Origin of the sequence: Bradyrhizobium aeschynomenes, from assembly GCF_013178945.1 — a bacterium.
Classification (GTDB): domain Bacteria; phylum Pseudomonadota; class Alphaproteobacteria; order Rhizobiales; family Xanthobacteraceae; genus Bradyrhizobium; species Bradyrhizobium aeschynomenes.
Map to the genome: position 1 here is coordinate 456,614 of NZ_JABFDM010000006.1, position 13,064 is coordinate 469,677.

Here is a 13,064-nt window from a genome sequence, read left to right on the forward strand (position 1 = left end):
GCCGTCGTCCCGGGCTTGACCCTGGACCCATAACCACAGACGGATCTTGTTGGACTCGATGGTGGCCCCGCGTGCCCTCTCATACCCGCCGGTGGTTATGGGTCCCGGGTCAAGCCCGGGACGACAGCGATCGTGTGGCGCGAGCGAGCACATATCGAACTACACGTGACGCAGCACTCCCGCGACATCACTGCCCGGGTCATGCTGATCTTGTTCACCCTCATCAGATCGGAGGGCGCAGGGAAGGCCAGGCGTCGGCTGACGCCTGCGGCCCGCCTGCGGAAAAATGCAGGCGGCAGGTACCACAGGTGCAGCCGAGACAACCCGGCCTTCCCTGCGCGACGGTCTTCACGCTTATACGCAGTCTGCCTGGTGCGCCGGGCTTTCTGGCCACCATTGCCCGCGCGGCGCGCAAGCGCCGTCACGAACGTGACACCAGCGTCGGGGTGCCAGCACGCTGCGACTTCACGTCCGCACCGAACCGTTCGTCGGCGTAGCAAGCTACGCTGCGGCTCCATCGCGGCCATCGCTCCCCGCCTCGCGTGTCGTGACGATCGCGCGCAACGCCCCTTCCGAGTGAGGCGGGATGCGGGGAGTAGAGCATGATTTCTGTTTTTCGNGCGGGGAGTAGAGCATGATTTCTGTTTTTCGTCAATTAAAAACCTGAAAACCGAATACGAAAAATCGGTCACCGCCAGCAGGCGAGATGAAACAACACTCGTCTTAGCGAACGTCACACCGCGCGATACAGTGCCCTCTCCCCTTGTGGGAGAGGGCATCGCCGGCCGATCCACGAGCGCGGTCGGGTGAGGGGTATCTTTCCGCGCGCTATGCTCGTCGAGACAGACCCCTCACCCGACCGTGCTTGCCCCATTGTCCTACATGCCCTCTCCCACGAGGGGAGAGGGCGCATTCACCAGCATCGCATATCACCGTATAATGGTGGCTTGCGCCCTACTCCGCCGCCATCTGCCTTGGCGCGGGCGGCGGATTGGCCAAGTCGGCAGCGAGTTGGGCGTAGCGCACCTTGGCGTCCTGCACCGCCTTGTCCTTGACCGGGCCGTAGCCACGGATCTTGTCGGGCAGCGACAGGAATTCGGCCGCGATCTCGGCATTGGCCGGCGACAGCAGGCTCAGCACGGTCGCGACGTCCTTTTCGTAGCCGGCGATCAGGTCGCGCTCCATCTTACGCTCGGCGGAATAGCCGAAGATGTCGAGCGGCGTGCCGCGCAGGCCCTTGAGCTTCGCCAGCAGCCGGAACATCTTCATCATGCCCGGGCCGTAGCTCTTCTTCTTCGGACGGCCCTGCGGATCGAGGCCGCTGTTGAAGATCGGCGGCGCCAGATTGAAGCTGATCTTGTAGTCGCCCTCGAACGCGTCGTGGAGCTGCTTCTCGAAGGTACCGTCCGAGAACAGCCGCGCCACTTCGTACTCGTCCTTGTAGGCGAGCAGTTTTGCGTAGTTGATCGCGACCGCGCGCGGCAGCCCCTCGCCATAGCCGCCCTTGTCTGCGGCGTCGCGGACCTGGTCGACCAGCTTCCGGTAGCGCTTGGCCAGCCGGGCGTTCTGGTACGCCGTGAGGTAGGTCATGCGATGGGCGATGATCTCGTCGAGCGTCATGGCGTCGAGGGACTTTGGCGGCACCGTTTCGTCCTGGCCGGTCATCATGCCGGCGACGCGTTCGGGATTGACAACCATGAGGCGGCCGAGCCGGAACGCCTCGGTGTTCATCTTGACCGCGACGCCGTTGATCGCGATCGCCTTCTCGACCGCCTCGGCCGACAGCGGCAGCAGGCCCTTCTGATAGGCGAAGCCCATCATCATCATGTTGGTGGCGATGCTGTCACCCAGCAGCGCCTCGGCCGGCTTGGTGAAGTCGAAGAAGGTCGCGTCCTTGCGCAGTGCTGTCTCCAGCAGGCTCGTGACCTTGCGGTTCTGGAAGTTGAAGTCGCGGTTGAGGACAAAGTCGGCGGTCGGGATCAGATGGCTGTTGATCACGCCATGGGTGCGCTCGCTGTCGCACAGGGTGATCGTCTCCTTGGCGCCCGCCACCACCTCGTCGGCGGCGATGACGAGATCGGCGGTGCCGGTGACGATGCGCGAGCAGGTCACGTCGGCCGTGTTCTGCGACAGGCGGACGTGGCTCAGCACCGCGCCGCCCTTCTGCGCAAGGCCGGACATGTCGAGGATCATCGAGGCCTTGCCCTCGATATGCGCGGCCATGCCGAGCAGCGCGCCGATGGTCAGCACGCCGGTCCCGCCGACGCCGCCGACCGCGACGTTATAGGGCCTGTCGAGCGTCGGCTTGCTCAGCGGCTCCGGCATCTCGCCGATGTCGCCGAGTTCAGCCGGCGCGCGCGAGCGCGGCTTGCCGCCGTCGATGGTGACGAAGGACGGACAGAAGCCCTTCACGCAGGAATAGTCCTTGTTGCACGAGGACTGGTTGATGACGCGCTTGCGGCCGAGCTCGGTCTCCAGCGGCTCGACAGAGATGCAGTTCGACTGCACCGAGCAGTCGCCGCAGCCTTCGCAGACGGCCGGATTGATGAACACGCGGCGCTGCGGATCCTCCATCGTGCCACGCTTACGGCGGCGGCGCTTCTCGGCGGCGCAGGTCTGCACGAACACGATGGCCGAGGCGCCCTTGGTCTGGCGCAAGGTCTTCATGACGTTGTCGAGCTCGTCGCGATGCGCCAGCTTGACGCCCGGGGCAATGCTGTCGGCCGGATAGGCATCGGGATTTTCCGAGACCAGATAGATCTCGCGGATGCCTTCGGAATGCAGCTGGAAGGTGATCTGCTGCGGCGAAAGATCGCCGTCATGGCGCTGGCCGCCGGTCATCGCGACGGCGTCGTTGTAGAGGATCTTGTAGGTGATGTTGGCCTTGGAGGCGACCGCCTGGCGGATCGCGAGGCTGCCGGAATGGAAATATGTGCCGTCGCCGAGATTGGCGAAGATGTGCTCCTCGTTTGTGAACGGCGCGATGCCGACCCACGGCACGCCCTCGCCGCCCATATGGGTGAAGGTCTCGGTGTTGCGGTTCATCCACAGCGACATGAAGTGGCAGCCGATGCCGGCCAGCGCGCGGCTGCCCTCGGGCACCTTCGTCGACGTGTTGTGCGGACAGCCGGAGCAGAAATACGGCGTGCGCGCCACCGGCGAGACCAATTGCATCTGCGTGGCGTCGCGGCCGTTGAACCAGTCGGCCTTGGCGCGCAGCATCGCCTTGATCTCGGGATTGAGGTCGAGGCGAAGCAGTCGCTCCGTGAGCGAGGTCGCGAGCGAGGCGACGGAGAGCTCGGTCGCGAACGGCAGGAAGCGCTTGTCGTGGTCGTCCATCTTGCCGACGATGCGCGGGCGGACGTCGTCGCGCCAGTTGAACAGCTCCTGCTTGACCTGGTTCTCGACGATCTCGCGGCGCTCCTCGATGATGAAGATCTCCTCGAGACCGACCGCGAACTGCCGCACGCCTTCCGGCTCCAGCGGCCAGGGCATGCCGATCTTGTAAAGTCGAAGCCCGATCTTGGCGGCAACCTCCTCGGTAATCCCCAACTCGCGCAGCGCCTGGCGGATGTCCTCGTAGCTCTTGCCCGACGCCATGATGCCGTAGCGGGCGTTCGGTGAATCCATCGTGATGCGGTTGACCTTGTTGGCTCGCGCAAAGGCGATCGCGGCAAAGCCCTTGTAGTCCTGCAGCCGGCGGTCCTGCTCGAAGCGGTCGTCCGGCCAGCGCAGATTGAGGCCGCCCGGCGGCAGCTCGAAATCTGTCGGGATGACGAACGGCGTCATCTCGTCGTTGAGGTTGATCTCGGCGGTGGTCTCGACTGTTTCAGTGATGACCTTCATGCCGACCCAGCAGCCGGAATAGCGCGACATCGCGATGCCGAGCAGGCCCATCTCGATCATCTCGTGGATCGACGACGGATAGAGATAGGGCATCAGCGCCGACATGAAGGCGTGGTCGGACTGGTGCGGCACGGTGGAGGACTTGGCGCCGTGGTCGTCGCCGGCGAGGCACAGCACGCCGCCGTTCTTGGCGGAGCCGGCCGCATTGCCGTGGCGGAAGACGTCGCCGCAGCGGTCGACGCCGGGACCCTTGCCGTACCAGATGCCGACCACGCCGTCATATTTGCCGCCGGGCGACAGTGCGAGCTGCTGCGAACCCCACACCGCCGTGGCCGCGAGGTCCTCGTTGACGCCGGGCTGGAACTTGACGTTGTACTGCTCGAGATGCTTGCGCGCGGAGAACAGCTGCTGGTCGTAGCCGCCGAGCGGCGAGCCGCGATAGCCGGAGATGAAGCCGGCGGTGTTGAGGCCGGCGGCGCGGTCGCGCCGGATCTGGGCCATCGGCAGCCGGACCAGCGCCTGGATGCCGGTCAGGAAGATGTGGCCGGAGCTTGCGGTGTATTTCTGGTCGAGATTGATCTCGCTCTCGTTGATGCCCATTCCGCCCTCTCGCCGTGCCTCGTCGGGGTGCGCAGCTCACCGCCTTGGCGGAAGCGCGCGTTCTGCCAATCATTTATGTCCGCTTTTGAATAATGCGCATCACAAATCTCGCCTGCGCAGGGCAGCCACCCGAAATCGCAATTTCATGGCGAGGGCCAGCGGCGGCTTTTGCCGTTTATGTCGGAAACGGCCACCGGCGCGAAATGGGATGATGCGCAGCATGGCTTGGCGAGCGCACGGAAACGGTTACCGGAGCATTGCGGCAGGCACGATTCTGGCACCACTTCATTGTGCAATGCGACAACGCGGCGGCTCAGCCGCGCTCCTCGCCCGTGAAGACGAAGCGCGGCATGTTCCATTTGTAGCGGATCGCCAGCAGCCGGAACGACAGCCCGAACACGAAGGTCAGCGCCGTCAGGACGCCGCTGCCGAGTCCGAGCGACAACCCCGTGGCATAGATCAAGCCGGTCAGCAGCGACACGCTGGCATAGAGCTCGGCGCGAAACAGCAGCGGCACGTCGTTGCAGAGGATGTCGCGCAGCACGCCGCCCGCGCAGCCCGTGATCATCCCGGCGACGATGACGATGCCGAACGGCACGTTCATCTGCCAGGCGATGTTGCAACCCGACATCGTGAACACCACGAGCCCGATGGCATCGAGCACGAGAAAAGCGGTGGTCAGCCGGTGCACGACACGCGCCATCGCGATGGTGACGAATGGCGCCAGCAGGGTCAGCAGCAGATAGGACGGCCGCTCGACCCAGGCGAGCGGATAATGTCCCAGCAGAACGTCGCGCAACGTGCCGCCGCCGAGCGCGGTGATGGCGCCCAGCAGGCAGACACCCATCCAGTCCATGCTGCGGCGCCCCGCCGCGAGCGCCGCGGTCATCGCCTGCGCCGCCAGCGCCAACCAGGACAACAGATGCAACACGCTGTCAGCCGGCGGCAGGTTCCACATCGAGAGCTCCAGAATCGCAAATGCGCGCCCGGAACCTTAGCGCGCCGCGACACGATCCAGATGGGGATTTCGTAAGGTTTCGCGGAACGGAGGCAGGGCCGCGCTGGTTGTCCGCAGACAATCGCAAGGAGGATGCAATGGCCAACGAACGGCTTCCGAATGAACGTTATCCCGACGGCATGACCCGGCCGGACATGACGACGCGCCCCGGCATGGGCGCTGCCGACCCGACCGGCGCGGGCGTGACGGGCACCGAGTACGAGCGCGCGGCGCGTATGGATAGTCAGCTGCAGCCGGATCCCGAGCTGTCGGAAGGACGCGCTTCGACCGGCCGCATGGCAGCCTACGCCCTCGGCATCGCGATCCTGCTCGGCGCGGTGTTCTACGGCCTGAACAACATGTCGGCGCGCAACGACCAGGCCAGCACCACGCCGGCGTCGCAATCGGCATCGACGAAAACCGGCACCACGCCCAACGGTTCGCCTGGCGTGACCACGGGCGCTGCCGGTGATCGCACGACCCCGCCGCCGGCGGCACCGAGCGGCCAGAACAACACCGCGAAGTAATCGCGCCCAACAACTCGATCTCGCAGACGGCGACCAGCCGTCAAGACTGGCGGCGGGTGAGCAATCACCCGCCGCTCTTTTTGAGAGAGTCCTCATCAGTACCGGGCGGGCGCCGGCCTAGAATTACGTACCAACGACCTTTGGGGTGGAACCAATCACGCCTTGGCCGATTGGCCGTGCGGCACTTTGACCCACTGACTGGAGGAGACACGTGATGAAGGTTCTAGCTCTCGTAGCCGCAGCAGGCACACTGGTGATGACTGCAGCCTCGGCCGCCCCGCTCTCGCCCGACGTTTCGGCGGTCCCAAAGCGCGACGTCCAGAACGTCCGGATGGTCTGCAACGAGGACGGACGTTGCTGGCGCGAGCGCCGCGAACGTCGCGTCATCATCGAAGATCGCGACCGCGATTCCTACGCCTATTCCCCGCGGGAGCGCCACATCGAGCGCCGCACCTATGAAGATCGCGGCGGCATCGGCATCCGCGCGCCCGGCGTGAGCGTCGGCATTGGGACGGATCGCTACTGAGCGGTTGGAACTGCTGAATTGGAAAAGCCGCGGTAGGTCCGCGGCTCTTCTGCATGCGTGGATCTGATCTCAGCCGAAGATCTTGTTCAGCTCGCCGCCGGGTAAGCCTTTCGACAGCTCAGTGAAGGTGCCCTGCTCTGCCATTTCCTTCGCTGCGCGCATGAAACCAGCCCACGCCATTCGCGCCAGTGATCCGCCGACGCTGATGCGGCGCACGCCAAGTCCCGCGGCCTGCTCCAACGAGAGGCCGGACGCCCCGATCAGCAGGTTCACCGGCTTCGGCGCCACAGCCTTCACCACGGCGGAGATCTCCTCGACCGTCTTGATCCCCGGTGCATAGAGACAATCCGCGCCGGCCTCGGCATAGGCCGTGAGACGGTCGGTCACGAGCCGGAGGTCGGGCTTGCCCCAGAGAAACGCCTCGCAGCGACCGGTCAGCAGCACGTCGCCGCCATTGGCATCGATCGCCTGCCGTGCGGCGCGGATGCGCTCCACCGCCAGTTCGCGCTGATAGAGCGGATCGTCCTTGTCACCCGTGGAATCCTCGATCGATAGGCCCGCGACGCCGGTCGCGACCGCGCGCGCCACGTTGGCGGCCACCCCTTCCGGGGCATCAGCGAAGCCGCCCTCGAAATCGGCGTTGACGGGAATGTCGACGGCCGCCGACAACGCGACGAGATGCGCGAGCATCTCGTCGAGCGTCGTGCCCGTGTCGGCCTTGCCGATCGACCACGCGAAGCCGGCGCTCGTGGAGGCAATCGCCTTGAAGCCGAGATGCTGCAGCATCTTCGCCGTGCCGACATCGAACGGATTGGGCAACACGAAGCAACCGGTCTCATGCAGCTTGCGAAAGGCCGCGCGCTTGTCTGCCGTGGTGGTCACTGCCATGTCATTCTCCCATCTCGCATCAGTCGCAGCAGCATAGTGCCGCCCTCATGGCGCCGCTACGACGCTGCGCAAAAATGTTCGCTCTTCGCCCAGAATGAGCTTGTGCTCCTCGGCGAGCGCGAAGTTCGCCCTACCCTCGGCATCCCCGCGCAAGGTCGCGCGATAGCGTTCGTAAGCGGCGAGATTGTCGAAGGAAATCAGGCCATAGGCGATGTCGTTGGTGCCCTCATGGGGCATGAAATAGCCGATCAGGTTGCCGCCGCAGCGCGGAATGATCGACAACCAGCGCTGCGCGTAGTGCTCGAACACGTCGCGCTTGAACGGATCGATTCGATAGCGGATGAAGACAGTGATGCTCATGACAACCTCGAGTATGTTTGGCTTGACCGAGACTATCTGCTTGCCCGACGATAATGCTTCGGCTAGCATCGAAGTATGAAATCAGGTCCCGATATCGCAATGGTTGCAGCGCTGGTCGGCGATCCCGCCCGCGCCAACATGCTGACCGCCCTGCTCTCAGGCCGCGCCCTGACTGCGACCGAGCTTGCCCAGGAGGCCGGCGTGACGCCGCAGACGGCGAGCTCCCATTTGGCCAAGCTGGAAGGCGGCGGCCTGATCGAGCCGGAGAAGCAGGGCCGCCACCGCTACTACCGGCTCGCCGATCCCGATGTCGCGGACGTGCTGGAGAAGCTCGCCGGTCTCGCGGCGCGCGCCGGCCACATGCGAGTCCGTACCGGCCCCAAGGAGCCGGAGCTGCGGCGCGCTCGCATCTGCTACGACCATCTCGCCGGCGATCTCGGCGTACAGATGCTCGACAGCATGGTCCGGCAGAAGCTCGTTCGCCATCGCAAGCAGGAGATCATCCTCACCGAGGAGGGCGAGCACTTCCTTGCGCGACATCTGAGGATCTCGCCGGAAATGCTGACGCACCCGCGGCGGCCGGTCTGCAAGGCCTGTCTCGACTGGAGCGCGCGCCGGCATCATCTCGCCGGGACGCTCGGCGCAGCCCTGATGAAGCGCTTCACCGAGCTCAAATGGGCCGCGCGCGACACCACGGCCGGCAGTCGCGTCGTGAATTTCAGCCGCGCTGGTGAAAAGCACTTTGCGGCGCTGTTCGGAGCGGCCGGCGACTGACGATCGCGCGCTGCGATCGCCGATGCGGGTTACCTCGTGTTTCGCGAAGCGCCGGCCAGATAAGGCGCGCTGCTGCTCGACTTCCGGAGCAGGTGGATCAGGCGCCGCGGCAGGGATCGCGCTGCTACGCAACCCCTGCCCGACTGTCACGCCGAGGCGTTACCAGTTGCGGAAGCAGCGCTTGCCGTAGGGGCCGGTGTGCCACCCCCGAGGACAGTTGTAGAGCGGCCGGCAGGCGCCACGCGGGCCGCGGTGAAAGCCGGGTCCACAGCCCTGCGCCACCTGAATGATCTCGGCGGACGAGCCGCCCTGCACCATCGCCGGCGTGATCGGTGCGAGTGGCGCAGCCTGTGCGGTGGACAGGCTGAACAGGCCAACGCCGAGAGCCAAGGCAGCAGCAGCAAGAGTCTTCATCGCTCATTCCTTCCTTCAACGCGCCGCGACGCGGCTCCAACGGTAGTCTGACGGTGATGACCAAAGTTCACGCCTCCGACACCGATCACCAATGATGACGACGGTGCCAGCGGCGGCGCCAGTGCCGATGATGGTGACGCCAGCCCCAATGGCGGCGCCGCCAGCCCCAGTGACGCCGGCGCCAACCGCCATGATGACCGTGACCGTGATGACCATGATGTCCATGATGTCCGTGGTGCCCGCCGCGCACCTGCTCCGGAGCAAGCCGACCGGCCTCCTGCTGCGAGGTCACCGCGCGCTCGACATTCATGTCTCTCGCTGACGGAAGCCCACCGTTGAGGGGCGACGGCGCAAGCGGCGCGGCGATCGACTCCGTCGCGCGAAGGGCGGCCCCCGCAGCGGCCACGCAGCCGAGGCCCAATGCCAGTCTGAGGAAATTTCGTCGTTCCATCGCGCGCCTCCATGATCCACGAGCTCAGAGCATGAAGGCAGTATTCGACTGATCACCTGAACGTGAGCTGAACTGTCTCACCACATGACGTGCGGCGCGGATATGGCGCCGCCACGCTTTCGTCATGGTCGGTCGATCACGCGGCTCAGCCGTCGACGGTCTGCGCCAGCGCGAAGCTCTCGCGGGTCCGCGTCACCTCGGGCCAGTCGCGATTGAAGTCGGCGATCAGCCGCTTCATCTCGTCGCCGCCGACGGCCCGCTCCATCGCGGCGACATCGTCGAACTGATACATCGCCTGATGCACTGCGGGATCGCTCAGGCTCCACACCCGCCACGCCTTGCGCACGCCGAAGCTCCTGACAGCATCGGGCATGTGAACGTCGCGATACCAGCGGTCGAACTCCTCGCGTTTCGAAGCATCGGGCACCGTGGCGCGGACGACGAAAATGGCTGGCGTCATGGGAGGCTTCCGGATGTTGTTGGTCTTGTCACCGAGCCTAGCCGCAATCCGCGGTTCAGCGAAAGCCTGCGGCCAGCGACACCACCTGCCCGTCGAGGCCGTTGAAGCCGTGGTGACCGCGGGCTTGACAGGGATCGCCCTGCTCGGCGCCGCCCGACAGCCACTTCACGCGGGCGCGGCCGCCGGCCCATTTGATGAAGGGATCGACGCCGGCGGGCAGCGTCACCTTGCAGGCATCGCTGGTATGGTGAATGACGAGCGTCCGCGGCAGCGTCGCCGGCGAACCCAGGATCGACATCACGTTCGAGGAGCTGCCGGACTCCGGGCTGAGGAAGCCTGATGTCAGCACCAGCGCATCGGGCCGCGCGCCGCGCGCAATTCCCTCCGCCGCGCGCAAGGTGCCGCGGCTGGTGCCGATCACCGTGACCGGACGCTTGATGGCGGCCATGTAGTCGATGGCGGCCTTGAGATCGGTGTTGGCGTCTGCGATCATCACCGCGAGTCCGCGGGCGGCATAGGCGTTGCGCGTGCGCACCAGCTGGTTGCCGAGCAGGCTATGAATGTCGCCGTGATCGCCGACATTGATGGCGCCATCGCCGCCGGGCAGCAGGATCACGCTGGCGCGCACCGCCTTCGGCCTGATCAGGGCCACGCGCGAACCGCCGACCGTGACTGTCTCGTCGGCCCATGCAGCGCTCACGGCAGCGGACAGCACCACCGCCAGCCAGATGCGCACCAGCACGCGACACGACCAAGCCGTTGGTCTGATCATCGTAGCCTTCCCCCGACCGACTCGCGAATGGCGGGAGACTATCAGAAATCAACGAGGCCCGGAGTGCCTAGGAGTCCGGGCCTCGTCACCTGGCGACCTCGCGCGAGCGAGGCCGGTCGGTATTCTTCAAAACTTAGCGCCCGGTCAGGCTGCTCGCATTGAGCTGGCTCAAGACATCAATAGCAGCGCGTGATCGTCACGCTGTGATCGCCGCCGCGGCGTCCCGGCACCGTCACGGTCTGCATCGGGCAGCTCGACACATAGGGCCGGTCGGACGGCACCACGTTCGGCGGATAGCGATGCGCCCAGTCCCAGGGCACGTCGTAGGTATAGGTGTAGCGCACGTCGGCCGAGGTGTGCTCGGGGATCTGCTGAATCACGGGCTCGCCGGTGCCACCATACGCAAAGGCGCCGGCGGCCGGCAGATAGGAGCGAATGCCGCGGTGGTGGTGGCGGACGAAGGGCCGCATGCCCGGCGCCGGCGCAACGACCTGGCCCGGCCCAGCCGCAGCGACTGGCGCAGCCACCGCAGCGCCCGACCCGGCCGAGGCGGTCCCCGCGGACAGCATCAGCGCGGCGGCCCCTGCGCAGGCAACCCAAACTCGGAAAGGAAACGCCGATGTTCTATCAGCCATGATACGCGACCTCTACTCACTCACCAGCCTACCCGTCAAAGCTAGGCCAGCGGCCCAGTTCCCGCAAACCCATCGTTAAAGGTTAGTTAAGCCACGTGCTTAACGCCAGGGTGGCCGGAAGTGCCAGATTGCCGCGGCGGTGAAGATGGGCCGCCACTGGGCTTCGTCAACTCGGAAGCGGGGACGTCTCACGCGCCCGCCTCCCCCGTCGATCTCCCTCCCTCTCACAGCGGCAGGTTGTCGTGCTTCTTGGCCGGCATCTCCATCTTCTTGTCGCGCAACATCGCAAGCGCGCGTGCGATGCGGCGGCGGGTGGAGTGCGGCATGATGACGTCGTCGATATAGCCGCGCTCGGCCGCGATGAACGGCGACAGGAAGCGGTCCTCGTATTCCTTGGTACGCGCGGCGATCTTGTCGGGGTCCGCCATGTCGGCGCGGAAGATGATCTCGACCGCGCCCTTGGCGCCCATCACCGCGATCTGCGCGGTCGGCCAGGCGTAGTTCATGTCGGCGCCGATCTCCTTGGAGGCCATGACGTCGAAGGCGCCGCCATAGGCCTTGCGGGTGATGACGGTGACCAGCGGCACCGTGCACTGCGAGTAGGCGAACAGCAGCTTCGCGCCGTGCTTGATCAGGCCGCCATATTCCTGCGCAGTGCCCGGCAGGAAACCCGGCACGTCGACGAAGGTGACGATCGGGATATTGAAGGCGTCGCAGAAGCGCACGAAGCGCGCGGCTTTCCGCGAGGCGTCACTGTCGAGCACGCCGGCCAGGACCATCGGCTGGTTGGCGACGAAGCCGACGGTGCGCCCGGCGATGCGGCCGAAGCCGGTGACGATGTTCTTGGCGAAGCCTTCCGCGATCTCGAAGAAGTCGCCCTCGTCGACGACTTTCAGGATCAGCTCCTTCATGTCGTAGGGCTTGTTCGGATTGTCCGGGATCAGCGTGTCCAGGGACATGTCGACCCGCTCGATGTCGTCGAAGCTCGGCCATTCCGGTACGCCGTCCGAATTGTTCGACGGCAGGAAGTCGATCAGACGGCGCATCTGCAACAGCGTCTCGACGTCGTTGTCGAACGCGCCGTCGGCGATCGAGGACCGCGTCGCATGCACCGAGGCGCCGCCGAGCTCTTCGGCAGTCACCACCTCGTTGGTCACGGTCTTCACGACGTCGGGGCCTGTGACGAACATGTAGCTGGTGTTCTTCACCATGAAGATGAAGTCGGTCATGGCCGGCGAATAGACGTCGCCGCCGGCGCACGGGCCCATGATGACCGAGATCTGCGGGATCACGCCGGACGCCAGCACGTTGCGGCGGAAGACGTAGGAATAGCCCGCGAGCGCCGCGACGCCCTCCTGGATGCGGGCGCCGCCGGCGTCATAGAGGCCGATGATCGGCGCGCGCGCCTTCATCGCCATGTCCTGCAGCTTGGTGATCTTCAGCGCGTGGGTCTCGGACAGCGAGCCGCCGAACACGGTGAAATCCTTGGCAAAGACGAAGGTCTTGCGGCCGTTGACGGTGCCCCAGCCGGTGACGACGCCGTCGCCGGGAACCTTGGTCTTCTCCATCCCGAACTCGGTCGAGCGGTGCTCGACGAACATGTCGAATTCCTCGAACGAGCCCTTGTCGAGCAGCAGTTCGATGCGCTCGCGCGCCGTCAGCTTGCCGCGCGCATGCTGCGCCTCGATGCGCTTCTCGCCGCCGCCGAGCTTGGCGCCTTTGCGCCGCTCCTCGAGGGTGTCCAGGATGTCCTTCATGCGCGTCCGCCCGTTCCCATGTCGTGAATGTTGGCGGCCTTCTAACACGGCTGTTTC

Annotated in this window: 13 protein-coding genes; 4 read left to right on the forward strand and 9 right to left on the reverse strand. The window is 65.6% G+C overall.

Annotated elements, in window-relative coordinates:
- Positions 1-954 precede the first annotated feature (954 nt).
- Positions 955-4,446: an indolepyruvate ferredoxin oxidoreductase family protein gene (locus tag HL666_RS20145; RefSeq protein WP_172183198.1), complete on the reverse strand. Its 3,492-nt coding sequence runs from the start codon at positions 4,444-4,446 to the stop codon at positions 955-957.
- Positions 4,447-4,759: 313 nt separating this feature from the next.
- Positions 4,760-5,404, reverse strand: coding sequence for a trimeric intracellular cation channel family protein (locus tag HL666_RS20150; protein WP_172183200.1), 645 nt, complete (start codon positions 5,402-5,404; stop codon positions 4,760-4,762).
- 137 nt (positions 5,405-5,541) lie between these two features.
- Here HL666_RS20150 and HL666_RS20155 point away from each other — a divergent pair, with 137 nt between their 5' ends.
- Together HL666_RS20155 and HL666_RS20160 are read left to right on the forward strand one after the other, a co-directional pair.
- Positions 5,542-5,970, forward strand: coding sequence for a hypothetical protein (locus tag HL666_RS20155; protein WP_172130655.1), 429 nt, complete (start codon positions 5,542-5,544; stop codon positions 5,968-5,970).
- A 214-nt stretch (positions 5,971-6,184) separates the two neighbouring features.
- The gene (locus tag HL666_RS20160; protein WP_172183202.1) at positions 6,185-6,496 is read left to right on the forward strand and encodes a hypothetical protein; all 312 of its coding nucleotides are present in this window, start codon (positions 6,185-6,187) and stop codon (positions 6,494-6,496) included.
- A gap of 69 nt (positions 6,497-6,565) precedes the next feature.
- Here HL666_RS20160 and HL666_RS20165 read toward each other — a convergent pair whose 3' ends face one another.
- Both HL666_RS20165 and HL666_RS20170 read right to left on the reverse strand, forming a co-directional pair.
- Positions 6,566-7,384 carry an isocitrate lyase/PEP mutase family protein gene (locus HL666_RS20165; protein ID WP_172183204.1) on the reverse strand — a complete coding sequence of 273 codons (819 nt, stop codon included), beginning with the start codon at positions 7,382-7,384 and terminating at the stop codon, positions 6,566-6,568.
- 45 nt (positions 7,385-7,429) lie between these two features.
- On the reverse strand, positions 7,430-7,744 hold the full coding sequence (locus HL666_RS20170; protein WP_172183206.1) for an NIPSNAP family protein: 315 nt from the start codon (positions 7,742-7,744) through the stop codon (positions 7,430-7,432).
- A gap of 99 nt (positions 7,745-7,843) precedes the next feature.
- On the opposite strand from HL666_RS20170, the gene HL666_RS20175 reads away from it, so the two are divergent.
- Positions 7,844-8,518, forward strand: coding sequence for a metalloregulator ArsR/SmtB family transcription factor (locus HL666_RS20175; protein ID WP_172183208.1), 675 nt, complete (start codon positions 7,844-7,846; stop codon positions 8,516-8,518).
- Positions 8,519-8,677: 159 nt separating this feature from the next.
- Here the strand turns inward: HL666_RS20175 and HL666_RS20180 are convergent, their stop codons facing one another.
- Entirely contained in the window at positions 8,678-8,932 is a 255-nt protein-coding gene (locus HL666_RS20180) for a GCG_CRPN prefix-to-repeats domain-containing protein (RefSeq protein ID WP_172108348.1), read from the reverse strand.
- 190 nt (positions 8,933-9,122) lie between these two features.
- On the opposite strand from HL666_RS20180, the gene HL666_RS34615 reads away from it, so the two are divergent.
- Positions 9,123-9,254, forward strand: coding sequence for a hypothetical protein (locus HL666_RS34615; RefSeq protein WP_376698604.1), 132 nt, complete (start codon positions 9,123-9,125; stop codon positions 9,252-9,254).
- Between the two features lie 274 nt (positions 9,255-9,528).
- On the opposite strand, the gene HL666_RS20185 is transcribed toward HL666_RS34615, so the two are convergent.
- The 4 genes from HL666_RS20185 to HL666_RS20200 form a co-directional block, all read right to left on the reverse strand.
- On the reverse strand, positions 9,529-9,843 hold the full coding sequence (locus tag HL666_RS20185) for an EthD domain-containing protein (protein WP_172108344.1): 315 nt from the start codon (positions 9,841-9,843) through the stop codon (positions 9,529-9,531).
- 55 nt (positions 9,844-9,898) lie between these two features.
- Positions 9,899-10,615 (reverse strand): alpha/beta hydrolase, encoded by a 717-nt coding sequence (locus HL666_RS20190; protein WP_172183209.1) that lies wholly within the window; start codon positions 10,613-10,615, stop codon positions 9,899-9,901.
- 176 nt (positions 10,616-10,791) lie between these two features.
- Positions 10,792-11,250, reverse strand: coding sequence for a hypothetical protein (locus HL666_RS20195; protein ID WP_172108340.1), 459 nt, complete (start codon positions 11,248-11,250; stop codon positions 10,792-10,794).
- Positions 11,251-11,474: 224 nt separating this feature from the next.
- Positions 11,475-13,007: an acyl-CoA carboxylase subunit beta gene (locus HL666_RS20200; RefSeq protein ID WP_172108336.1), complete on the reverse strand. Its 1,533-nt coding sequence runs from the start codon at positions 13,005-13,007 to the stop codon at positions 11,475-11,477.
- Positions 13,008-13,064 lie beyond the last annotated feature (57 nt).